This is a genomic window from Pseudonocardia sp. DSM 110487 (genome assembly GCF_019468565.1).
Taxonomy (GTDB): domain Bacteria; phylum Actinomycetota; class Actinomycetes; order Mycobacteriales; family Pseudonocardiaceae; genus Pseudonocardia.
In genome coordinates this window covers 2,625,145-2,649,535 of sequence record NZ_CP080521.1, presented here as the reverse complement: position 1 = coordinate 2,649,535, position 24,391 = coordinate 2,625,145, and the positions used below count along the sequence as shown (strand labels likewise).

At 69.5% G+C, this 24,391-nt stretch carries 15 protein-coding genes; 7 read left to right on the top strand and 8 right to left on the bottom strand.

Annotation, left to right across the window (positions count from 1 at the left end):
- Nucleotides 1-209 precede the first annotated feature (209 nt).
- Together K1T35_RS12050 and K1T35_RS12045 are read right to left on the bottom strand one after the other, a co-directional pair.
- Entirely contained in the window at nt 210-1,031 is an 822-nt protein-coding gene (locus K1T35_RS12050; RefSeq protein WP_220260249.1) for an NmrA family NAD(P)-binding protein, read from the bottom strand.
- Nucleotides 1,032-1,088: 57 nt separating this feature from the next.
- Complete coding sequence (locus K1T35_RS12045; RefSeq protein WP_220260248.1) at nt 1,089-1,484, bottom strand: hypothetical protein; 396 nt, start codon at nt 1,482-1,484, stop codon at nt 1,089-1,091.
- Between the two features lie 307 nt (nt 1,485-1,791).
- On the opposite strand from K1T35_RS12045, the gene recC reads away from it, so the two are divergent.
- The 3 genes from recC to recD are packed head-to-tail and all read left to right on the top strand — an operon-like array spanning nt 1,792 to nt 10,240.
- Nucleotides 1,792-5,067: an exodeoxyribonuclease V subunit gamma gene (gene recC / locus K1T35_RS12040; RefSeq protein ID WP_220260247.1), complete on the top strand. Its 3,276-nt coding sequence runs from the start codon at nt 1,792-1,794 to the stop codon at nt 5,065-5,067.
- Entirely contained in the window at nt 5,064-8,420 is a 3,357-nt protein-coding gene (locus K1T35_RS12035) for a UvrD-helicase domain-containing protein (RefSeq protein ID WP_220263336.1), read from the top strand. Before recC ends, K1T35_RS12035 begins: the two co-directional genes overlap by 4 nt.
- Nucleotides 8,417-10,240, top strand: a complete 1,824-nt coding sequence (gene recD, locus K1T35_RS12030; protein ID WP_220260246.1) for an exodeoxyribonuclease V subunit alpha — start codon at nt 8,417-8,419, stop codon at nt 10,238-10,240. The genes K1T35_RS12035 and recD overlap by 4 nt, the downstream gene beginning before the upstream one ends.
- A 97-nt stretch (nt 10,241-10,337) precedes the next feature.
- On the opposite strand, the gene K1T35_RS12025 is transcribed toward recD, so the two are convergent.
- Nucleotides 10,338-10,856: a pyridoxamine 5'-phosphate oxidase family protein gene (locus tag K1T35_RS12025; RefSeq protein ID WP_220260245.1), complete on the bottom strand. Its 519-nt coding sequence runs from the start codon at nt 10,854-10,856 to the stop codon at nt 10,338-10,340.
- A gap of 87 nt (nt 10,857-10,943) precedes the next feature.
- On the opposite strand from K1T35_RS12025, the gene K1T35_RS12020 reads away from it, so the two are divergent.
- The 4 genes from K1T35_RS12020 to K1T35_RS12005 all read left to right on the top strand — a co-directional run bounded on the left by K1T35_RS12020 (nt 10,944) and on the right by K1T35_RS12005 (nt 18,038).
- Entirely contained in the window at nt 10,944-11,255 is a 312-nt protein-coding gene (locus K1T35_RS12020) for an ATP-binding domain-containing protein (protein ID WP_255621794.1), read from the top strand.
- 168 nt (nt 11,256-11,423) lie between these two features.
- Entirely contained in the window at nt 11,424-11,816 is a 393-nt protein-coding gene (locus tag K1T35_RS12015; protein ID WP_255621793.1) for a DUF805 domain-containing protein, read from the top strand.
- A 140-nt stretch (nt 11,817-11,956) separates the two neighbouring features.
- Nucleotides 11,957-13,222, top strand: a complete 1,266-nt coding sequence (locus K1T35_RS12010) for a glucarate dehydratase family protein (protein ID WP_220260243.1) — start codon at nt 11,957-11,959, stop codon at nt 13,220-13,222.
- Between the two features lie 595 nt (nt 13,223-13,817).
- A complete protein-coding gene (locus tag K1T35_RS12005; RefSeq protein ID WP_220260242.1) occupies nt 13,818-18,038 on the top strand; it encodes an NACHT domain-containing NTPase in 4,221 nt (1,406 codons plus the stop codon).
- 555 nt (nt 18,039-18,593) lie between these two features.
- Here K1T35_RS12005 and K1T35_RS12000 read toward each other — a convergent pair.
- From K1T35_RS12000 to K1T35_RS11980, 5 genes are read right to left on the bottom strand one after another with little or no spacing between them, the layout of a single operon-like run.
- A complete protein-coding gene (locus K1T35_RS12000; protein ID WP_220260241.1) occupies nt 18,594-19,304 on the bottom strand; it encodes a GntR family transcriptional regulator in 711 nt (236 codons plus the stop codon).
- Between the two features lie 5 nt (nt 19,305-19,309).
- Nucleotides 19,310-21,331 (bottom strand): alpha-N-acetylglucosaminidase, encoded by a 2,022-nt coding sequence (locus K1T35_RS11995; protein WP_220260240.1) that lies wholly within the window; start codon nt 21,329-21,331, stop codon nt 19,310-19,312.
- Nucleotides 21,328-22,149, bottom strand: coding sequence for a carbohydrate ABC transporter permease (locus K1T35_RS11990; RefSeq protein WP_220260239.1), 822 nt, complete (start codon nt 22,147-22,149; stop codon nt 21,328-21,330). The genes K1T35_RS11995 and K1T35_RS11990 overlap by 4 nt, the downstream gene beginning before the upstream one ends.
- Nucleotides 22,146-23,009 (bottom strand): carbohydrate ABC transporter permease, encoded by an 864-nt coding sequence (locus K1T35_RS11985; RefSeq protein ID WP_220260238.1) that lies wholly within the window; start codon nt 23,007-23,009, stop codon nt 22,146-22,148. Before K1T35_RS11985 ends, K1T35_RS11990 begins: the two co-directional genes overlap by 4 nt.
- A 25-nt stretch (nt 23,010-23,034) precedes the next feature.
- The gene (locus K1T35_RS11980) at nt 23,035-24,369 is read right to left on the bottom strand and encodes an ABC transporter substrate-binding protein (protein ID WP_220260237.1); all 1,335 of its coding nucleotides are present in this window, start codon (nt 24,367-24,369) and stop codon (nt 23,035-23,037) included.
- Nucleotides 24,370-24,391: the final 22 nt, after the last annotated feature.

Below are 24,391 nucleotides of genomic sequence, written 5' to 3'. Positions count from 1 at the left end.
CTGCGGCGGGTTCCCGGTCACCTTGCCACCGCGGACGGCAGGCGCGCAGCCGCAGCTCCGTGCAGGAGTCGGCCGCTTCACCAGAGCCTTCGGTGGCGCCGCCACAGACCGACTTCACACACCCAGTACGGACTTCACACAAGGCCGGCCTTGTGTGAAGTGGCCACTGGGTCTGTGAAGTGACTATCAGCGCACCGGGAACGCGCGGATCACGCCGTGACGCGGGGCGTCGCGAAGCATTGCGCGTGTTCGGCCACCCATTGCGCGAACGTGCGCGCCGGATGGCCGGTCACCTTCTCGACGGTGTCGACGACGGTCGTGGCGTCATCGGTGGGAGCGGCGTACCAGCCGATCACGTAGTCGGCATCCGCCCGGGACACGCCCGTGGCCATCAGCCTCTCGACGGCCTGTTCGTGGGTGATCGGGACGAAGGTGATGTCGCGGCGGATCGCTCGGGACAGGATTGCGATCCTCTCCCGCGTGGTCAGCGATTCGGGTCCGGTGAGGTTGTAGGCGCGTCCCGCATGGCCGTCCTCGAGCAGGGCCACGGCTGCCACTTCGCCTATGTCGGCCTCATGCACCAGCGCGCTGGGGAAGTCGTACGGCTCCCGCACGACCCCCTCGGTCCGGATCGAGTCGATCCACGTCAGCGTGTTGGACATGAACTCCTGCGGCTCCAGGCGGGTCCACTCCACGCCCGACTCCGCAACGGCCTGCTCGACCGGCCCCACCCAGCCACCCCACACCACGCTGATGCGCCGTACCCCCGCATCGACCGCCCGGCGCACCAGCTCGGGCCCGACCTCGGCGAGCCCCGCCGTCACCGTGATGTGCAGCCGGCTGACGCCGTCGAGTGCGGACCCCAGCTCCGCAGGCGATGTGTGCGTACCGGCAACGGTCTCCACCTCGGCCGGGAAGGCGGCCGCGGCCGGGTTCCGGGTCAACGCGCGAACACGCTCGCCTCTGCGAACCAGCTCGGCCACCACATGGCGGCCGGTGTTCCCGGTGGCGCCCGTGACAAGTGTCGTCACAGTTGAACTCCTTTCGTCGCGGACGACGCTAGGAGTTCAACTTGGCTTCAGGTCAACCTACGCGGAGAGCGGGATGCGCTGCTGCGGGATGCGCAGGTGCAGCGGCAGGTGCCCGGTGCGCTGGGTCGAGTCGGTGGTGAGGTGGAAGTGGCCTCCGCGGGATCGAGCGCAGATGTAGGACCGCAGCGGCCGTGCGCCGAGCGCCTCCAGCTCGCGCGCCGCGGCCTCGGCGTCCTCGCGCGTCGAGTAGATCACCTTGCCGTCGGAGCCCGGCCCCTGGCGCGGTGGCGCCCAGCCCTCGATCTCGGCACGGCTGGGCCGGCAGAAGATCGGACGCCCGGCCTTGGTCAGGCGGGCGTGGCGGCAGAGGACCTCGGCCCGGGCCTGGTCACGCACGCCTCGCTGCTCCGGCACCATCGGTCCGGTCGTCGCGTCGTTCCTGTCGGCGTTCACGTGATCCCTCCTCCGCGTCCTGTACCCGGTGATCGCGCGGGTCCCAGCTTCCCGTTAGCGGAGCGGAATCGGGATAACACCATCGTGTTGATTCTCGGACTTGATCACGCTCGGTAGCGCCCGGGCCGGTGCATGATCACCCAGCGTCTCGCCGCGTCCGTGGAAGGACCGGTCCCACTGCTGATTCGCGCCACCGAGGCATCTCACGCGCGCAGCGTGACTTGTGGACAACCGGCGCGCCCCCGTCGGGGTCTGTCACCGCCCGCCCTTAGCGTGTGCGCAGAACGTGAACGAGGGGGGCACAGCCATGTGGCACCTGCACCGGGCCGAACGGGCCGACACGCTGGCCCGCGCGCTGGGCGAGCTGCTGGGTGAGCCGCCGGCCGACCCGTTCGCCGCCGAGGTCGTCGCGGTACCGGCCAGGGGCGTGGAGCGGTGGTTGGCACAGCGGCTCGCTCACCGGCTCGGGTCGGCCGACGGAGGCGGCGACGGCGTGTGCGCCGGCGTGGCTTTCCCCTCGCCCGCCGCGGTGGTGGCCGAGGTCGTCGCGGCGGCCACCGGCCTGGCTCCCGACGACGACCCGTGGCAGCCGGAGCGAGCGGTGTGGCCGCTGCTGGAGGTGATCGACGCGAGCGTCGGGGAGGAGTGGTGCGCCCCGCTCGGTGCGCACGTGGGTGACGCGGGGCGGGGCCGCCGGTACGCCGTCGCGCGCCACCTCACCGATCTCTTCGCCGCCTACGCCACCCACCGGCCCGCGCTGCTCACCGCATGGCTGGCCGGCGCCGGAGATCCGGAGGGCGGCGCGGCCGACCTCGCGTGGCAACCGGAGCTGTGGCGGCGGCTCCGCGAGCGGATCGGCGCCCCCTCCCCCGCCGAGCGCCTGGAGGCGGCGTGCGCGGTCCTGCGCGCCGACCCGGATGTCGTCCCGTTGCCGGCCCGGGTGTCGATCTTCGGCCCCACCCGCCTGCCCGCCGAGCACCTCGCGGTACTGGCGGCGCTCGCCGAGCGCCGCGACGTGCACCTGTGGCTGCCCCACCCCTCCCCCGCACTGTGGGCCGCCGTCGTGGCGCCGCCCGAGATCCCGCTCCGGCGCGCCGATCCCACCGCCGCCACACCCCGCCACCCGCTGCTGGGCTCCCTCGGCCGCGACGCCCGTGAGCTGCAGCTCCGGCTCCCCGCGGAGTGCGTCGACACCCACCACGCGGCGGACGAGGGCCCGCCGGTCACGCTCCTGCAGCGGCTCCAGGCCGACCTGCGCGACGACCGCGCGCCCGACGGCGGGTTCGTGGTGGCGCCCGGCGACCGCAGCGTGCAGGTGCACTCCTGCCACGGCCCCGACCGGCAGGTCGAGGTGCTGCGGGAGATCGTGCTCGGGCTGCTCGAGGCCGACCCCACCCTCGAACCGCGCGACGTGCTGGTGATGTGCCCCGACGTCGAGACGTTCGCGCCGCTGGTCTCGGCCTGCTTCGGGCTCGCCGACGGGCCCGACGCCCACCCTGGCCAGCGCCTGCAGGTCCGCATCGCCGACCGCGCGCTGCGCCAGGTCAACCCGCTGCTCGACACGGTGGCGCAGCTGCTGGAGCTGGCCGACTCCCGCGCCACCACCTCGCAGCTGCTCGACCTGCTCGCCAGCGCGCCGGTGCGCGGGCGCTTCGACCTCGACGACGCCGACCTCGAGCGGCTGCGCGAGCTCGTGGTCCGCTCCGGGGTCCGGTGGGGGCTCGACGGCGCGCACCGGGCGCCGTTCCAGCTCGACGGGTTCCCGCAGAACACCTGGTCCGCGGGCCTCGATCGGCTGCTGCTCGGCGTGGCGATGTCCGGCGCCGACCACGAGTGGCTCGGCACGGCACTGCCGCTGGACGAGGTCGAGTCCGGCGACGTCGCCCGGCTCGGGCGGCTCGCGGAGTTCGTCGAGCGGGTCGCGGCCGTTCTGGCGGACCTGGCCGGGCAGCAGCCACTCGACCGGTGGGTCGCGGTGCTCCAGCACGGCCTCGACGCGCTCACCCTCGTCACCGGCACCGACGAGTGGCAGGGCACGCAGGCGCGGGCCGAGCTCGCCGCGGCCGTCCGCGCGGCGGGGCCGCACGCCGCCACGGTCGAGCTCGGGCTCGCCGACGTCCGCGGGCTGCTCGCCGAGCGGCTGCGCGGCCGGCCCACCCGGGCCAACTTCCGCACCGGCACGCTCACCGTCGCCACGCTGGTGCCGATGCGGTCGGTGCCGCACCGCGTGATCTGCCTGCTCGGCCTCGACGACGGCGCCTTCCCACGGGCCGGTGTGCCCGACGGCGACGACCTGCTCGCCCGCGACCCGCTCGTCGGCGAACGCGACCCGCGCAGCGAGGACCGCCAGCTCTTCCTCGACGCGATCCGCGCCGCCACCGAGCACCTCGTCGTGGTGCACTCCGGCGCCGACGAGCGCACCGGCGCCCGCAGGCCACCGGCCGTGCCGCTCGGGGAGCTGCTCGACGCCATCGCGGCCACCGCGGGCGCGGAGGCGCTCGACCAGGTGGTGGTGCGCCACCCGCTGCAGCCCTTCGACCCGCGCAACTTCGCGGGGCCGGCGCCGTTCAGCTTCGACCGAGCCGAGCTCGCGGGGGCGGTGGCGGCCACGAACGCGAAGGCCCCGCCCGCTCCGTTCCTGGTCGATCCGCTGCCCCCTGCCGGGGACGACGGTGTGATCGCGCTCGACGAGCTGGTGTCGTTCGTCGAGCACCCGGTGAAGGAGTTCCTGCGCCAACGGGTGGGGCTCTCGCTGTTCACCGCTGAGGAGCAGGACACCGACTCGCTGCCGGTCGACCTCGACGGGCTCGCGATCTGGTCGATCGGCGACCGGCTGCTGCGCGACCGGCTCGCCGGACGGCCCCTTGATCTCTGCAGGCAGGCCGAGTGGCGCCGCGGGGAGCTGCCGCCGGGCGCGCTGGGCGAGCAGGTGCTCTTCCGGGTGCTCGACGACGTCGAGCCGATCGTCGCCGCCGCCCAGCCCCATCTCGCGGGCGAGGCGGGCGACCGCGACGTCGACGTCACGCTGCCCGACGGCACCCGCGTCGTCGGCACGATCGGCGGGCTGCACGGGAACGTGCTCCTTCGCGTCGAGTTCTCCCGGCTCGCGGCCAAGCAGCGGGTGCGGGCCTGGGTGCGGCTGCTCGCGCTCACCGCGGCCACCCGGGAGCCATGGCGCGCGGTCACGATCGGGCGCGGGCAGAAGTTCGGCCTCCAGATGGCCACCGCGGGCCCGCTCGACCCCGACCGCGCCGCCGCCGAGCTCGCCGAACTGGTGGCGCTGCGGCGCTCGGGGCTGCGCGAGCCGCTGCCGCTGCCCACCGTCGCCGGCCACACCTACGCGTCCGTCCGCCGCGGCGGTGCCGACCCGGCGGGCGCGCTCGACGAGGCGCTGCGCAAGTGGACGAGCGGCGCCGGGGCCGAGCGCGCCGACACCGCGCACGTCAAGGCATGGGGCCCGGCCGCAGGCCCCGAGGTGCTCACCGCGGCCGGACCACCCGGTGGCGAACCCACCCGGTTCGGCACGCTCGCGCTGCAGGTCTGGTCCCCGTTGCTCGCGGCAGAAGATGTGGTTCGGCTGTGACCGTCATCCCGTTCCCCGCCCCGGTGCTCGCACCCGCCGCGTTCGACGTCTGCGGCGAGCTGCCCACCGGCACCACCGTCCTCGAGGCGAGCGCCGGCACCGGCAAGACCTTCACGATCGCGGCGCTCGCCACCCGCTACGTCGCGGAGGGCTACGCGGCGCTGCCCGAGCTCATGCTCGTCACGTTCGGCCGGGAGGCCACCCAGGAGCTGCGCGAGCGCGTGCGGGAGCGCCTCGTCACCGCCGAGCGCGGCCTGGCCGACCCCGTGGCCGCCCGCGCCGGGAGCGACTCGGTGGTCGCGCTGCTCGCCGACGCGCCCGATCCCGAGGTCGCGGCCCGCCGCGCCCGGCTGGCCCGCGCGATCATCCAGTTCGACGCGGCCACCATCGCCACCACCCACCAGTTCTGCCAGCAGATGCTCGCCGGGCTCGGCGTGGCGGGCGACGGCGATCGCGACGCCGTGTTCGTGGAGTCGATCGACGACGTCCTCACGGAGGTCGTCGACGACTTCTACGTCCGCAAGTACGGCGCACGGGGAGCCGGCACGCCCGCGTTCAGCCGGAGCGAGGCCCTCGCCCTCGCCCGCCGGGCCGTGCACGACGGGCAGGCGCGGCTCGAACCGCGCGACGCCGAGCCGGGCACCGCCGCCCACGTCCGTTACCGCTTCGCCATGGCCGTGCGCACCGAGGTCGCGCGGCGCAAGCGGGTGCGGCGCATCTACACCTACGACGACATGCTCACCCGGCTCGCCGACGCGCTGGCCGACCCGGCGCGGGGGGCGGCCGCGCGGCTGCGGGCGCGCTACCGGGTGGTGCTGGTCGACGAGTTCCAGGACACCGACCCGGTGCAGTGGCAGATCCTGCGCAAGGCCTTCCACGGGTCCACCACCCTGGTGCTGATCGGCGACCCGAAGCAGGCGATCTACGCGTTCCGCGGGGCCGACGTCGTCAGCTACCTCGACGCCACCGACGCCGCCGACCACCACGCCACCCTGGCCCGCAACTGGCGCAGCGACGCCCCGCTGCTCGAGGCGCTCGACACGGTGTTCGCGGGCGCGGCGCTCGGCGACTCGCGGATCACGGTGCATCCCGTGGAGTCCGCCCACCCCGGCAGCCGGCTGCGCGGCGCACCCGTCGACACGCCGTTGCGGCTGCGGGTGGCATCGCGGGCCGGGCTCCCCAAGGCGCCGCGGCGCGACCTCGCAATCGTCGGCCCGGCCCGCGAGCTCGTGGCCCGCGACGCGGCCACCGACATCGCGGCGCTGCTCGCGAGCGCCGCCACGATCGAGGGCGCGCCGGTGGCGCCCGGCGACGTCGCTGTGCTGGTCCGCACCAACGACCAGGGCGCGATGATCCGCCATGCCCTCGCCGCCGAGGGGGTGCCCGCTGTGCTGTCCGGCACCGCGAGCGTGTTCGGCACCCCGGTCGCCGGGGAGTGGCTCACGCTGCTGGAGGCCCTCGAACAGCCGCGGGCCGCCCGGGTGCGGGCCGCCGCGCTCACCCCTTTTCTCGGCCACACGGTCGCCGAGCTCTGCGGGCCCGACGCCGAGGCGCTGCTCGACGAAGTCGGCGCCACGCTGCGCGCGTGGGCCGTGGTGCTGCACGAGCGCGGGATCGCCGCGCTGCTGGAGGCCATCACCACCGGCACCGGGCTGCCCGGCCGCCTGCTCGGCGTCGCCGACGGGGAGCGGCTGCTCACCGACCTGCGCCACATCGCCCAGACACTGCACGCCGCGGCGGTGTCCGAGCACCTCGGCCCGGCCGCGCTGGTGGAGTGGCTGCGCCACCGCATCGCCGACGCCGCCCAGGACGTCGTGGTCGAGCGGAGCAGGCGGCTGGAGTCCGACGCGGACGCCGTGCAGATCATCACGATCCACCGCAGCAAGGGCCTCGAGTTCCCCGTCGTCTACGTGCCGTTCGCGTGGGATCGCAACGTCCGCGACCCGGACGTTCCGCTGCTGCACGACGAGACGGGCGCCCGGGTACTCGACGTGGGCGGCGAGTCCGGCGACGGGTGGAAGGAGCGGGTCGCTCGGCACCGCGCTGAGGAGGCGGGCGAGGACCTGCGGCTGCTCTACGTGGCGCTCACGCGGGCGCGCTGCCAGGTGGTCACCTGGTGGGTGCCCGCCACCACCACGGCCACGTCGCCGCTGCACCGGCTGCTGATCGGGCGGCCCCCCGCGGGCCGCGACCCCGCGGAGGTCTACCGCGTGCCCGCCGACAACGCGGCACTCCACGCGCTGCGTGAGCTCGCCGGGAGCCGGATCTCAGCCAAAAGGATCTCGGTCGAGGAGATCGGGTTCTCGCGGAGCGCGCTCACGTTCTCCGCTGACGAGCCGGTAGGGGGCGAGCTGCGTGCCGCGCGGTTCTCCCGCCGGCTCGACATCGCATGGCGGCGCACGTCCTACAGCGCGCTCACGGCCAGCGCGAGCCACGGTCACGGGCCGGGCGTCGGCAGCGAGCCCGAGGCACCGGGGATCGACGACGAGGCCGCGGTCGAGCTGGAGACCGGCTCCGACCTCGCCGGCGTGCCGTCGCCGATGGCCGAGCTGCCGCTCGGGGCCGGCTTCGGCACGCTGGTGCACGGGATCTTCGAGGCGGCCGACCTCACGGCCGCCGACCTGCCCGGCGAGCTCATCGCCCGCGCCCGCGAGCAAGTCGTGCACCACCCGGTGCCGGGCGTCGATGCCGAGCAGCTGGGGGCGGCACTGCTCCCGGCCGTGCAGACGCCGCTCGGCCCCCTTGCCGGTGGCCTGCGCCTCGCCGACATCGCGCCGCGCGACCGGCTCGCCGAGCTCGACTTCGAGCTCCCCCTCGCAGGCGGCGACACCCCCGGCCGACCGGTCGCCCTCGGCGCCGTCGCACCGCTGCTGCGCACGCACCTGCCCGCCGACGACCCGCTGCACCCGTACCCCGACGCGCTCGACGGGCTCGACGAGCAGCCGCTGCGCGGCTACCTCACCGGCAGCATCGACGCCGTGCTGCGGCTGCCCGGCTCGCGGTTCGCGGTGGTGGACTACAAGACCAACTGGCTCGGCCCGATGGGTCCCGAGGGACGCGAGCCGCTCACGTCCGCCCATTACACGCCGCCACGGCTCGCCGAGGCGATGATCGCCGCCCATTATCCGTTGCAGGCGCTGCTCTACAGCGTGGCGCTGCACCGCTACCTGCGCTGGCGATTGCCCGGATACGCGCCGGAGCGCCACCTCGGCGGGGTGCTGTACCTGTTCGTGCGCGGGATGTGCGGCCCCGACACCCCGGTGGTCGACGGCGTGCCGTGCGGGGTGTTCAGCTGGGCGCCGCCCGCCCCGCTCGTGGTGGAGCTCTCGCAGCTGCTGGACGGTGCGATATGACGGTCGATCTCGGCGATGTGAGGCTCGCCCGCGCGGCCGACGGCCTGCTCGGCGTCTTCAACTCCGCGGGCGTGCTCGATCCCGCCGACGTGCACGTGGCCACGCGAATCGGGCGCCTCGGCGGTGAGACCGACGAGGACGTCCTGCTCGCGGTGGCGCTCGCCGTGCGCGCGGTGCGCCTCGGCTCGGTGTGCGTCGACCTCGCTTCGGTCAGCCACACCGTGCTCGGCGAGGGCGAGGAGATCGTGGACGTCTCCGCGCTCCCGTGGCCCGACCCGCCGCGCTGGCTCGCGGCGTGCGCGGCGAGCACCGTCGTGGCCGACGGGCCGCACGAACCGGGCGGGCGCCCGCTGCGGCTCGTCGACGGGCTGCTCTACCTCGCGCGCTACTGGGGCGAGGAGGAGGTGGTGCGCCGCTCGCTCACGGAGCGGGCCGCGGCCGCTCCGCCCCAGGTCGACGTCGCACGGCTGCGGGCCGGGCTGGAGCGGTACTTCTCGGCGCCGGGTTCGGAGCGGCAGAAGCTGGCGGCCGCGGTGAGCGTTCTGCGGCGGGTCACGGTGCTCGCCGGCGGTCCGGGCACCGGCAAGACCACCACGGTGGCGCGGCTGCTCGCGCTGCTGCACGACCAGCCGGGCCCGCCGCCGCGGGTGGCGCTCGCCGCGCCCACCGGCAAGGCGGCCGCCCGGCTGCAGGAGGCGGTCGCGGCCGAGCTGCCCGCCGAACTGCGGTCCAGCACGCCGGAGGCGGCCACCCTGCACCGGTTGCTCGGCTGGCGGCCGGGTGGGCGCTTCCGGTACGGCCGCACCCAACGACTGCCGTTCGACGTGGTGGTGGTCGACGAGACGTCCATGGTGTCGCTCACCATGATGGCCCGGCTCTTGGAGGCCGTGCGGCCGGAGGCCCGGCTCGTGCTGGTGGGCGACCCCGACCAGCTGGCCTCGGTCGAGGCGGGCGCGGTCCTCGGCGACCTGGCGCGCGCTCCGGGGCGGCCGGAGGCGAGCCTCGACGCCGCACTCGATGCCGCGGGAGTGCCGGGCGGCCTCGTCGGCGGCTCCGTGATCAACGGCGTGGTCACCCTGCGGCACGTGTGGCGGTTCGGCGGCGCGATTGCAGACTTCTCCCGGGCCGTGCAGGCCGCCGACGCCGACGCCGCGGTCGCCCTGCTCCGCGGCGGCCACCCCGACCTGGAGTTCGTCGAACCCGACGACGTGAACGGAACCCGCAAGGACGTCGTGGCCGCCGGTCGTGAGCTCACCGAGGCGGCGCTGCGCGGCGACGTCCCCACCGCGCTCGCCGCGCTGGAGCGCCACCGCGTGCTGTGTGCCCACCGCAGGGGCCCGTACGGCGTCACGCGCTGGAGCGCGGAGATCGAGCGGTGGCTGCGTGCCGCCCTGCCGGACGCGCCGGCCGGGCCCTGGTACCCGGGCCGGCCCGTGCTGGTCACGGCGAACGACTACGACGTGGGCCTGTTCAACGGCGACACCGGCGTGGCGGTCGCCATGCCGGAGGGCCTGCGGGTCGCGTTCGCCCGCGGCGGGGTGCCCACCCTGCACCCGCCGGCCCGGCTGTCGGAGGTGGCCACCGTCCACGCGATGACCGTGCACCGCGGTCAGGGCAGCCAGTTCCGGCGGGTCACGGTGGTGCTGCCGCCCGCCGAGTCCCCGCTGCTCACCCGGGAGCTGCTGTACACGGCGGTCACCCGGGCCGCCGAGTTCGTCCGGGTCGTCGGCACCGAGGAGGCAGTGCGCGCGGCGGTGGCCCGCCCGGTCAGCCGAGCCAGCGGCCTGCGCCACCGGCTCGCGTCCACCCACGTCACATGATCCCGGGCGAGCAACGGCGGTGCCTTTCGGGGCGTTCCGTGGAACGCCACGACCCGGGCTCGGGCGGCCGGGAAACATCGCCGTCGCATCGTCGAGGTCAGGCCGGGAACCGGTAGCGGGTCTGGGTGAAGGGCGCCTTCCCGAACGCCAGCACCTTTGCTGGGGCGAGACGGAAGACCAGCCCTTCCCGGCCGGCCGGGTCGCGGAACGCTCCGTCGCCGATCTCGAAGTGCCAGTCGAGCTTCGTCCGCCACAGTTCCGCCAGCCGAAGCAGCCGGGATCGGTCGGTCACGCGTTCTGCCGCGCCTTCGACGACGACGTCGAGCCCGGACCGGAGCCGGTTCGTGCCCGTGGTCAGGACGCAGCGGGAATCGCGTGCGAGGTTCTTCGCCTTCTGCTCGTGTCGGCCGACGCAGATGTGGAGTGCCCCCTCCAGCCAGATCGCCGGAAGCGGTGTGACGTGCGGTCGCCCGTCGCGGCGGACTGTCGACAGCCAGAACATCTCCGCCGCCGACAGCTCAGCCTCGACGTCGCTCCACGACGGGGCGGCGACGTCCGGCTCGCTAAACGCCTCGTTCAGCTCGGGTATGGGAGTGGGATGCCTCGAAGGGGTCATGCCCCTTCGACAATCGGGACACCGCCGGATCGACATCCGATCAGCTGTCCGATCCCCGTGGGGCCACGGCGTCGACGATCGCGGTACGTGGTCTCCGGGAGATGGTCGCAGGAGCTCGCCCGCGGCGCGGTGCCCACCCTGCACCCGCCGGCCCGGCTGTCCGAGGTGGCCACCGTCCACGCGATGACCGTGCACCGCGGCCAAGGCAGCCAGTTCCGGCGGGTCACGGTGGTGCTGCCGCCCGCCGAGTCCCCGCTGCTCACCCGGGAGCTGCTGTACACGGCGGTCACCCGGGCCCCCGAGTTCGTCCGGGTCGTCGGCACCGAAGAGGCGGTGCGCGCCGCAGTGGCCCGCCCGGTCAGCCGAGCCAGCGGCCTCCGCCACCGGCTTGGGAGCTAGGACAGTTCACGGATGCGTCAGGTATCAGCCATTTGTTCGCCACCTTGCACCCGAACATCGCGGACGAAAAAACCGATACCCGATCGTGTCATCACCCACCGATCCCGTATGCCATGATCTCGCCCGCGGTCGAACGAACCGACCGCTTTGACCATTTGGGGGGTCGTCATGCAGGTCATGCAATGGTATCTGCACGTGCTGCGCCAGTACACGGTCTTCACCGGCCGTGCCCGGCGCACGGAGTACTGGATGTTCACGCTGGTCAGCGTGATCATCGCGATCGTGCTCGCCGTACTGGACAACTTGCTAGGACTGGCGGTCATCCCCGGCTCCGGGGTGCTCGGCCTGATCTACTCCCTGGCAGTTCTCCTGCCCAGCCTCGGCGTGAGCATCCGGAGGCTGCACGACACGGGCCGTACCGGGTGGTGGCTGCTCATCGGGTTGATCCCGCTGGTCGGGGCGATTGTGCTCATCGTTTTCCTCGCGACCCCGGGCGCAGTCGGCTCGAATTCCTACGGGCCGGACCCCAAGGCATCGGCCGTCAACCCGGCAGCGGCGTAGCCGGGGAGCCGTTCCCGCGGCATGATCTCCGGAAGTGGTGTGAGGGCGACAGATCTGTCGCTGCCACACCACTTCCGGAGATCATTATCCTGCCTCGGCGGTCTTCTTTCCGCGGCGGGACGGGTGACAGGATCGTCGGCATGAGTGCCACCGCCCGGATCAGCCGGGTCACCGTCACCCCCGTCGCGTTCGCCGACCCGCCGCTGCTCAACTCGGTCGGCGTGCACGAGCCGTTCGCGCTGCGAGCGATCGTGCGGGTCGACACCGACGAGGGCCTGATCGGCTGGGGCGAGACGTACGCCGACGACGTCCACCTGGAGCGGTTGATCGCCGTCGCGGCCGCGCTGCCTGGCCACGACGCGTTCGAGACCGGGCGCCTGCGGCAGGTGGTCGTCAGCGTCCTCGGGTCCGGCACGGACGGGGGTGACGGCGTCGCCGGCATGATCACCGGCGCCAGCGCGGTGGACCGGGTGTTCTCGCCGTTCGAGGTGGCTTGCCTGGACGTGCAGGGCCGGGCGATCGGGCGGCCGGTCGTCGACCTGCTCGGCGGCCGGGTGCGCGACGCCGTGCCGTACAGCGCGTACCTGTTCTACAAGTGGGCCGCGCACCCCGGAGCCGACGCCGACGAGTGGGGCGAGGCGCTCACCCCCGACCAGCTCGTCGCGCAGGCCCGCCGCATGATCGACGGCTGGGGCTTCCCGGCGATCAAGCTGAAGGGCGGTGTGCTCCCACCCGACGACGAGATCGAGGCCACCCGCGCGCTCGCCGCCGCGTTCCCCGGCGTGCCGCTCCGCCTCGACCCGAACGCCGCGTGGACCCCCGAGACCGGCATCCGCGTGGCGAAGGCCCTGGATGGGCTCGTCGAGTACCTGGAGGACCCGTCGCCCGGCATCGACGGCATGGCCCGGGTCGCGGCAGAGGCACCGATGCCGCTCGCCACCAACATGGCCGTGGTGGCGTTCGACCAGCTGCCGTCCTCCGTCGCGGCCGGCGCCGTCCAGGTGGTGCTCAGCGACCACCACATCTGGGGCGGGTTGCGCCGCTCGCAGCTACTGGCCGGCACCTGCGACACCTTCGGCATCGGACTGTCGATGCACTCCAACTCCCACCTCGGCATCTCCTTCGCCGCAATGACGCACCTCGCCGCCGCCACGCCGAATCTCACCTACGCCTGCGACACGCACTGGCCATGGAAGACAGAGGACCTCGTGCGCCCGGGCGTGCTGGAGTTCGTCGACGGGGCCGTCGCGGTGCCGTCCGGGCCGGGGCTCGGCGTCGAGGTCGACGAGGACGCGCTCGCCGCCCTGCACGAGCAGTACCTGCGGTGCGGGCTGCGCCGCCGCGACGACACCGGCTACATGCGCCGCTTCCAGCCGGACTTCCAGCGCAGGCTCGCCACCTGGTAGCTAGGCCGTGTCTCGCGGATCTTGACCGCGGTATTCGCGCCCAGGCCGCCCCTGGCTGCGTTGTCGGCCCGACCGCGTATTCCAATACAACGGCTCGGGCCTCCCGCCTAGGTATGACCCATTTGTTCTACCGCGGTCGGGCTCCGAGCCGCTCCCGCCTCCGGCTACGGTCCGCCGGCGTGGTTCAGATTCGCGCGGAGCACCAAAGGGGGGCAGCGCGCGGGGACCGATGGCGCGTCGTGGTTCGAACCACCGGTCAGCTCGTACGCCGCATGCCTGTGCCGGCCATGATCAACCGGCGTTCGACGCGTCCCACGTCCAGGATCTCGGAGGGGCCAACCCCCGCAGTGGTACCGATGTTCCAGATCCGCACGAGCCGAGGGCCCGCACCGACATCGGTGCGGCGCGGAGCGAGAGCGAGCCCCTGCATCGCCGTCCAGTGCAGTCCGGCCCCGCCCCAGCTGGTTATCCGAAATCCAGGGCGTAACAACAACGACACCATGAGCGACAGGATTGGCAGCACCTTCGCCAGGCACCACGTCATCGCGCTTGGCTGTGACCGAATAGCGATATGTAGAACCGGAAGGAATCGATTGTGCCGCGCTACGAACTCAATCGCCTTGGCGCCGCTGAATTCGAGAACCTGATCCAGGCGCTACTAAAGGAAGTTGTCGGAGACGGCACAATCACGTTCGGCGCAGGGGCAGATGGCGGCAGAGAAGCCACCTTTAGCGGTACTGCATCGTACCCGAGCGACTCTACACGGTGGAGCGGAAACTGGGTATTCCAGGTCAAGTTTCACGATATCGAGCTGCAGGGAATCGATAAATGCCGGAAGTCTCTGATCAACGACATCGAGGAGGAACTCGACAAGACCTTCAACAAATACAATCGAGACGTTCAGAACTACATCTTCGCAACGAACGTTGCGCTTTCTGGCGTTCACGAATCCGGCACACACGACGTCATCAGCAAGTTGTTCAGGAAGTTCGACTCGGAAGGTCGAAATTTCCATATCTGGGGTGCGGATGATATCAACCGCCTACTGGAGAAGTACAGAAGTGTTCGAACCTCCTACCTGCATCTAGTTGTAGCCGGAGACCTAATCAGCGCCCTCCTGGACCAACAGCAGAGAGAATACGACGCCACCGCCACGACAATCGAATCCTATTTGCGAAGTACGTTTACTCGAGAGCAATACGCCCAACTCGATCAAGCTGGCGACATGTCCGAGGAGCCTGTCAAGTTGCAACAGGTTTTCTTTGAGCTTCACGCTAAGCCGACTTTGCGAGCGTACAACGATCGCGTGGATTTAAGCAAATCTTCTGAATTGGTTCTTGCGTACGCACGCAAAGCTTCTGGAATGCAGGCAGCCAGCCGTCAGGCACGCGTGCCGGTAGTGCAAATGTTTCTGGATCTACCAGGCATACGGACGGTCCTTGTTGGAGGGCCGGGCGAAGGGAAGTCGACCGCAGGTCAGTACCTTGCGCAACTTCATCGCGCTCAACTTCTCGGCGACGCCGCAAGAGTTGCAATATCCGAAGAGTACGAGCCGGCATTTCCTCGCCTACCCTTTCGGGTCATTCTAAGAGAATTTGGACAGTGGGTATCGGAGCAACACTCCGCGCATCACGGTTCGACAACACTAGAAGAGTACATCTGCTACGAGATTCTCAAGGCTACGTCACGCCGCATCACGCCGGATGTTCTTCATGACGTGATGAAACAGAATCCTGCAATTCTGATCCTCGACGGGCTCGACGAAATTACAGACCCTGTCCTCAAGAAGGACGTGACAGATCGCGCTGAAGAGTTCATCGACCGAGCTGAGCGTGTTCTCAAGGCAGATCTCCAAGTCTTGGCCACGACCCGACCTAACGGCTACAACGACCACTTCAATCCTGAGTCGTACGTGCATCTTGAGCTTTCCGACGTACAGCCACCGCAGATTCGCAGTTTTGTTCACCGGTATGCGACTGCCCGTAAGCTTGATGACGCTCGCACAGCACGACTGAAGCGAGGGATCGAGGACTGTCTAAGCGATCGGCAAGTTAAACTATTAATGAACACTCCGTTGCAGGTTACAATTCTTGTACTGATTGTCGTTTCCGGCGGTACTCCTCCTAGGCAGCGGGAAGGCCTGTTCAATCAATACCTTGAGGTCATCTACAAGCGGGAACAGAACAAGGGTATAGATATTCTGACAACTAGCAAGGAACTGCTCGTTGACTTGCACAAGTACATCGGGTACGAACTTCAAGAGCGAGCAACTCGCGCATCTGCAACGGACGCTACATTATCAGAGGCCGACTACACCCAGCTCGTCGAAGAGTTCCTCGACTGGAATGATCCATTTTCGTCTGAGTTGAAGCGCGCCGCCCGGCTCAAATCGATAACGGTCGAGGCGGGAGAGCGACTAGTCCTGATTGTCGAGCCATACTCTGGTCGGTTCGGATTTGAACTCCGCTCTCTACAAGAATTTTTTGCGGCCTGCCACCTGGTTGATACCTCACGAAATACTGATCAGCGGTACCGTAGATTTGAGGCAATTGCACGGTTGCCACATTGGCAGAACGTAGCGCTATTCTTTGCAGGAAGAGTCGGCCGCAACTTCCAGGGTGAAGCTGCGGCGATCATCGAGGTATGTCGTAGAATTGATAGAACTGTGCCAGATGTTCACATCCGACGCGGCGCCCAACTCGCATTGAATATAGCGTTTGACCGCGCGTTTCTCCCGGACCGCTGGCTCCAGCACAGCGTAATTGAGTTCGCGTTAGAAATGCTCGACGCGCCGCTGTCGGAAGAGCGTCTGGAGAAAATTAGAGACGTTATCTCTGAGATGCCTGATGAAGACATTTCTGATCACATCATTCCCATCCTTGAGCGTAGGGTGCAAACGCTCGCCCCGGAACGGCTCTATAACAGCGTACTAGTGCTTTCGACTTTGGACCAAACGAACGCCGAGCTAGTGCCAGCATTTCGACGAATGATGTCAGCGGACTTGGACCTTTGCAAAGCGGCCGCTGCACCTCTGCTGCGCACCGCACTATCTCAATCAGAGGCAAAGGACCTGATTCCCGATCTAATCAGCCAGCTTACAGTCGAGCAACTGTGCGACGAGATTGTGCGGATGGGTCGCGGTGATTTCCGCGAGATCGCCAGTATCATCAAGCTCGTTCTGCGGCTCGATGTTCCGAATACTGTTCATCTCGATCTACTCAGTGCCTTAGCCAGCACCTACTACCCTGATAGGGCAATGACCGGTAGAGGCCTCCGTGCAATCTGGCCTCGTGATTGGGTCGAGACCGGTCCGGAGCTGCTGTTACGCACGGCGCATTCGGTCGTCGCTCTTATCTCAAGCTTCGATTCAGGTAGGCGCCGCTTTTCGGACTCCGAGAAGGGGGACGTGCTTGATTTGATGCGAGAACGGCTGCACCCTGCGATTCTGCGAGGCACTTCGCACGAATTCGCGAAAATTGCAGGCTTGGCCTCTATTTCGCATCCGCTCCTCGGGCCATTCTGGATGCTGCACCTTCTTCTTGGCAATTGCACGACCGAGACAATTACTCGTGCACTGGCTTACTTCAAAGAAGGGCGCACAAGCAGCGTTGAGGCAGTTCCATATATGCTACGCTTTAGAAACGGGTTAACTCCAGTTCCTGACTACGTGGCATCTCGACTCGAGAACAACGACGATGTCGAGTCGATTATGCACAGTGTTAGCCGTTGGTGCGGATTTTCGGGAACACGCCAGTGGGCCGACTTCGCGAACCATGTAAGGCGGTCCGTCGAAGAAGGCGTTATGCGTTCACGACGAGCCCAGCGTGGCGCGCGGCACAACGATGAATCAATTCGCGGGTCGTACAACTGGGCGCGTCGCCATGCAGAGCTAGCCGAGCGGGCCGGAGACATCGATCTACTCTTCTACGCGCTCGATGGTTATCCTCCGGGTGCTATAGAGTTGTTCGAGTCTCACAATGAGTTTGTCGGTGCCCTCTTTGCGACGCCATACGCAACAGAAGCTAAGCGCAACTTGATCAAGTTCTGGGCGGCTCGATGGACTGATGATACCGGCGTAGACCTGGAGAAAGACGTACTGAAGCGCCTGATTGAGTCTGATTTACATCGGACTGATTCAAACTTGATCCGTGCGATACTGGTCGTCCTTCTCGGTCGACCGGCAGCTCGGGAAACCGGCCTGGTGGAAGATGGGTTGCGACTGATCGGTCAGGAATCACCTCGCTTTCAGTATGCACCCTTGGCGAGCGGATCGAGATCGACAACGGCCATTTTTCGGCAATTGCTGAATTATGGCAGATCTTCCGCCGATGAGAATGTGAGACGGGGAGCGCTGCGATTGGTGCGAGCTATCTGCTTCCCGTTCGCTTTTGAACGCTCACTGAAGCCGCCTCGATTTAGTGGTCTAGCAGAGATTCATCGGGAACTGTGCAAGAGTGATGATCCGGAGTGTAGAATGGCCGGAATTGCGATGTTCTCGATCCGTAAGAACTGGGGTTCACCGGATCTTGAGATTCTGCGACTCCTATTTGTCCGGTGCGAGAGTCACTTGGAGGAGGACCTACTAGTCCGACTGATGGAGATCGATGGTCTTGGAGAAGAGAGGCGTCATGGATTGTGGGCGGCCGTTCTTACCGATCTCCTACCGCTAAGACTCTTCGGTGATCTCTCGGCTCGAGTGCGCGATGCACTCGTTCGAGTGCTAGAAGGCAGTGATCAGAGCTTGGCTTCCGCTGCCCGCGAACTTTCCTTGCCGTTGGCGCGGCGTGGATTTCCGCAGGGACCGACCGGTCCTTGACCCGACCGGCCACAGCCACACATGCCGACAGGCCCTGGCATCCCCGAGATCTGTCGGCCCGGCGAGGGCATGTCCTGACCGGTACGCAGGTGACGCGGGGCCAGGAGCCCTCGCGAGGACGTCGCACGAGAGACGAGCCGCCGCAAGGCCGGTGGTGCGTTCGCGATGACACCAGAGATGCCGACAGTGCGTTAGTAACGTGCGGGACGTGCGGCGCCTACGTGTGTGCCCCGAGCATCGGAACGGCGCCGGCCGATAACGCCTTGCTTCTATGTAGCGGCTGCATCGACCGAGCTGAGATCGCTCTCGCTGATCTCGATCTCTACAGCCGTGCAGGCAGTACTCGTGCGCGTTAGCTCAAGCCCTGGCGAACCAGTGATAGTCGCAACTACACGCGCCCGTAGGAGTCGAAGACCGGCGACGCGGGCGCCTGACCTGCACTAACCTCCGGATCTACTGACATACCTTAGAGCGTATGGGAACAAATCTGCCTTCGCACTTGCCAGGGACGGCCAGGATCACGAATCCCATCGCCCAAGATCCACGAGACACGGCCTAATCGGGCCGGGTCACCACGAAGGAGAAGTCGTAGAGGTCCCCCCGGCAGATCGACTGGCCGCGCTCGACGATCCGGCCGGCCTCGTCGGTGCTGATCCGGGTCACGAGCAACGCGGCGGAGTTCGATTCGACGCCGAGCAGCTCGGCGAGCCGCGCATCGACGTTCATGGCGCGGATCCGCTGCTGCGCCCGCCGCAGCCGCACGCCGTACTTCGCGTCCAGCACCGCGTACATCGAGTGCGTCAGGTCCTCGGTCAGCAGGCCGGGGAACCGGGAGGCGGGCAGGAACACCTCCTCGTGGCACATCGGGCTGCCGTCGGCGAGCCGGAGCCGCTCGATGCGCAGCACCCGGGCGCCGGGCGGGATGCCCAGCTCGATGGCCACGTGCGTCTCGGCGGTGATCTCCTCGCCCGCGATGACCCGGGTGGTCGGCTGGTACCCGCGGGACTTCAGGTCCTCGGAGAACGACGTCAGCGCGGGGCCCTTGGAGAGCCGCGGCTGCGCGACGAACGTGCCGACCCCGCGCACCGAGCGCAGCACGCCGTCGGCGCGCAGCCCGTTCAGGGCCTGCCGCACGGTCATGCGGCTCACCCCGAAGCGCTCGGACAGCTGGCGCTCGGTTGGCAGCATGTCGTCCGGGGCCATCGTCGCGACGACCTCGGCGAGCACCCGCTCGCGCACCTCCTGGTGCTTCGTCGTGTGAGCCATCGCGTTCAGTGTTGCGCTTCCGCCGCCAGGTGGTGGTACCGGTCCCGCACCGCCGCGGCAACGGCGACCGCGTCTGGCAGCGGCTCGTCCGGCGAGGGCCGCGGGTCCGCCAGCCAGCGTTCCTCGAACGCGCGCAGCCCGGCCTCGAAGCGCGCGACGTCCCAGCCCTCCTCCAACGCCCGCAACCAGAGGCGCCAGCGCGGCAGGTAGTACCCGCCGACCAGGCCGGCCCAGTGGCGGCCCGCGTAGTCCTGCAGCACGTGGCCGGGCTCGACCCAGGACGTGAGCAACCGGCGCGCGTCCTGTTGCAGCGCCGGGCCGCCCCACGCGCGAGCCTGCCGCTCCCACGTGCCGAGCAGGTAGTCGCGGCGGGTGGCTGCCAGCCGATCGATCAACTCGAGGCACGCGAGGAAGTCCGCGCCGGACCGGGAGCCCGCGACCACGGCGTCGTAGGCGCTCTTCGCGAGGCGGGTGAGCACTTCCTGCCCCACGTCGACGAGGTCACGGGCGAGGCCGGGCGACGCGCCGTGCTCGACGGCGCTGTCGACCATCAGGTCCCAGGCCTCGACCAACGCGGGGTCGGGCGACCCGAACGGCGCCGCGAGGTTCACCGGCCGGTGTGGGCGCAGGTCGTCATCGAGGCGGGGCCGGCACATCACGATCGACATCGCCGGGCCCGGCCGGTCCGAGCGCAGGTAGAGCGCGGGGGCCAGCAGCCGCCACGCCTTCTCCAGCCGCTCGTCGCGCCGGCCGTAGCGCAGCCGCGCGTACTCGTCGAACCAGTCGTCGATCGACGGGATCCGGCCGTGCCACACGACGTCGGCAACCATCTCGTACGCCACCGGGTCGCGGTCGAGCGACTCCGTGGTAGCCCCGATGCCCGAGAGCCCAGCGGAGAGCCGACCGGGCTCGGAGGCCACGGCGTCCAGCCCTGCGTGCATCCCGGGGCGGCCGCCGAGGCTGTGCAGCATGCACCACAGCCACGGTCGGCCGGCGAAGGATCCCGAGACCGGTTCGTGGTCGGCCCACAGGTCCAGTACGAGCGTGCGATCGCGCGGCATCGCACCGAGGAATGCCTCGATGCGCTCGGCGTCCCAGAAGTCGGCCCGGTAGCCGAACGGCCAGCCCTGCAGGACCCACACGTTGCGGGGGTCGTGGGCGGTGAGGGTGGCGGCGATCGCGCCGGCGAGGTCGGCGATCGCCGCCGGGTCGCCGTCGGGCGGGGAGCCCTCGATGTACGGGTCGACCGCGTAGAAGCCGTCCGAGCCGAACTCGCGTTCCTGCTCGCGCAGCAGCGCGAGTCCGAACTCGTGGAACAGCGGGTCGCGGGGCGACAGCGCGCGGTTCCGGAAACCCATCCAGTCGACGTCGACGCCGCGGTCGCCGGCCAGCGCGGCCGGCACGTACCCGGGGAACCCGGGCAGCACCGGGATCATCCCGAGGCTGCGCTGGCGCTCCAGGATCTTGTGCCCCAGCTCGACGTGCGCGTCGACCCACGCGTCGGTGACCGGCGCGCCGTGGTCGTGGACGCAGCCCATCCATGTCCACGGGAAGAACGCCGGGCTACCGACGTGCGCCCGCGCCGCGGCGTCGTCGAGGCCGAACCTCGCGAGCACCCGCAGCCAGATCGCCTCGTGCCCGACGACGGCCAGCGGCAGGTTCACCCCGTGCAACGCCATCCAGTCGATCTCGCGCTCCCACCGCGCCCAGTTCCAGAACGCGGTGGAGTAGCCGAAGGTGCAGAAGTTGAAGTGGTACCGGTAGCGCCACGGGCTCGTGACCTGCGCTCGCAGCGGCGGCAGCCGTGCCGGCAACGAAGGCACCGGGTCGTCCCAGGTGACGTGACAGCCGCAGGCCTTCAAGTAGTGCCGCAGCGCCGACGCGATCGCGACTCCGTTGGTGCCTCGCAGCAGAACACGGCCACCCGATGCCTCGACCTCGAACGCGTCCGGGCCGTCGGTGATCTCGACGTCGAACTCGTCCGCGCGCGGACCGAGCACGCGCTCCAGCAGCTCACGCGCGCTCATCCCTTCAGCGCTCCCTGCAGGAGCCCGGCGATGAAGCTGCGCTGGAACACCAGGTAGAGCACGAGGATCGGCAGGATCACGATCACCGTGCCGGCCGAGAGTACCGGGATGTCGGTCGTGTGCTGGCCGACGAAGAAGCCCAGCCCGGCGGGCGCGGTGCGGCGATCCGGGTCCTGGATCAGGATCAGGACCAGCAGGAACTGGTTCCACGACCACATGAACACCAGCACCGCGAGGGTCGTCAGCGACGGCCGGGCCAGTGGCAGCAGCACGCGGCGCAGGATCGTCACCGCCGACGCGCCGTCGATCCGGGCGGCCTCGATCAGCTCCTTCGGGGTGGCGCGGAAATGGGTGCGCATCCAGAACACGCTGAACGGCATGAACAGGGCGATCTCGGCCAGTACCACGCCCCAGAGCGAGTTGGTGAGCCCCACCAGCTGCAGGTCGAAGTAGAGCGGGATGACGATCAGTTCGACCGGGATCGTCAGACCGGCCACGAAGAACAGGAACACGGCGTTGCCGCCGGGGAGGTCCATCGTTCCCAGCGCGTAGCCCGCGAGCGTCGAGATGATCAAGGAAACCGGCACGACGACCAGCGCGACCACCAGGCTGTTCTGCAGCAGCCCGGAAAAGCCGGCCACCGTCCACGCCTGCCGGTAGTTCTCGAGGCTCCACTGCTCTGGCCAGGACAGCCCGGTCACCGCGCTCCCGGACGGCTGCATCGACGCCAGGAAGATGGACAGGAACGGGATCACGATGCCGGTCGCCAGCACCACCAGGATGGCGAAACCGCTGTATCGCTCGACGCGGGAGCTCATTCGGACCTCGACAGCCGGGTGATGGCGAAGACGACCACGAGGATCAGCGCGGCGAGCACGGTGGCCAGTGCCGCGGCGAGGCCGACCTCGCTCTCGGTGAACGCGAGGCGGTACACCAGCAGCCCGGGCACCGTCGTGCGGTCGGCAGGCCCGCCGTTCGTCGTGACGTAGACGATGTCGAAGCTGGCCAGGGCCGCCACCGTCGTCACGGTCATGGCGACGGCCACCTCGCCGCGCAGCGCCGGGAGCGTCACGGTGACGAATTCGCGGACCGGCCCGGCGCCGTCGAGCCGCGCGGCTTCGTAGAGGTTGGTGTCGACCTTCTGGACGCCGGACAGGAACAGCATCATGCACAGCCCGCTCATGGCCCAGGTGCCGACCAGGCCCACGGCGATCAGCGCGGCGTCGAAGTCACCCAGCCAGGCGCGCGTGACGGCGTCGAGCCCGACGAATCGCAACACCTGGTTGACGACGCCGTCCTCGCCGTACATCCAGCGCCACGTGATGCCGACGGCCACCAGCGGCACGATCTGCGGCAGGAAGTACAGCACCCGGAACGCGGTCATGCCCCGCTGCCGGTGCCGGGCGAGCAGGCCGACCATCAGCATGCCGAGCACGATCGGGATCCAGGAGAAGAACACCACCAGGACGAGGGCGTGCACCACGGCCGCGCGCAGGTCCGGGTCGGTGAGCACCTCCAGGTAGTTGCCCAGCCCGACGAACGTGGCAAGGGTGATCCCGTCCCAGTCGAAGAGCGACAGGTACGCCGTATGCAGTGCGGGGAGGATCGCGAAGGTCACGTAGAACAGCAGGGCTGGCAGGACGAAGAGGTAGCCGCGCGGCGACCGGCGGCGGGCCACCGGCGGCGCGGCTCTGACCTCGGGCCTACTTCGCCTGGTAGTCGTCACGGATCTCCTGGACCTGCGTGAGGAACGCCTGCGGGTCCCCTTCACCCGCGATCAGCGCCTGCAGCCCTGATGCCATGCGGTCGTAGGCGGCGGGCGCCGCGAAGTCTGGGTAGGCGTTGAGGCCGTCCGCCTCGATCACGCGGGCATAGGCGTTTTGCAGGTCGCCCTGCACCCCGGTCTGCGCGGGCGCCGCGTCGACGTTGGGCGGCAGGAACCCGCCCGCGCTCTCGATCGCCGCCGCCTCGGGAGAGGCGAGGAAGTCGAGGAACGCCGCGGCCACATCGGGGTGCTGGCTCGCCGGCGAGATCGTGTACGACACGCTGAAGCCAGACCCGGTGGCGGGCTCGTCCGGGCTCTGGCCGGGCATCAGGAAGAACCCGGCGCCCTCGCCCAGCTCGGCGGCGATCTGCGCCGCGGCCCAGTTGCCGTTCATGAGGAACACGCTGTCGCCGCTCGCGAAGGAGGCGGTGGACTGGGATTGGCCGGTGCCGTTGGCGGATTCGGTGATGTAGCCGTTGCGGGCCCACTCGGCCACCTTCTCGGTGGCGGCCAGCGCCGCAGGCCCGGTCAACGATCCGTTCGGCTGGCCGTTGACCCAGTCGCGGTACTCCTGCGTCGGCACCATGACGTTGAGCAGGGCGGCCCAGAGGTGCAGGGCGCCGGAGTCCAGCGCCCCGACGGCGAGCGGGGTGAGCCCGGCGTCCCGTGCCTTGGCGAGCGCCTGCTCGAACTCCGCGAGGGTACGGGGCGGGGCGCTGATCCCGGCCTGCGCCGCGAGCTGCTTGTTGTAGAAGACGCCGGTGAGCGACAGGCCGGCGGGGACGCCGTAGAGGCTGCCGGTGCCCGCCACCTTGCCGCTCTCGTCCGAGGTCAACTGGCTCAGACCGTTCGGCGGGAACTTCTCCCCCCAGCCGTAGGCGTCCCGGTAGGCGTCGAGCCCGAGGATGTGGCCGCTCCCGATGAGGTCCTTCATCGCCACGCTGTACTGCGCGATGTCGGGCGGCGAGTTCGACGTCATCGTGAGCTTGATGCTCTTCGTGTAGTCGCTGAACTCCGTGTACTGCGGCTCGATCGTCACCTGCGGGTGCTTCGCCTCGAACGCCGCCACGAGCCGCTCGACCATCTCGGGCCCGTCGGTGAACGCGAGCCGGAGCGTCACCGGCTCGTTCGGCAGGACAGTCGACACGGCCCGCGCGGGCTCGTTCGCACCGTTCTGCGCGGAGTTGCTGCCGGGGGTCAGCGCGCTGCACCCCGCCAGGAGCACCACCGACGCGGCCACTCCCCACCGGCCGAGGCCTGCTTTGAACGCCATCCGTCCACCCCTCTCCGCTTTG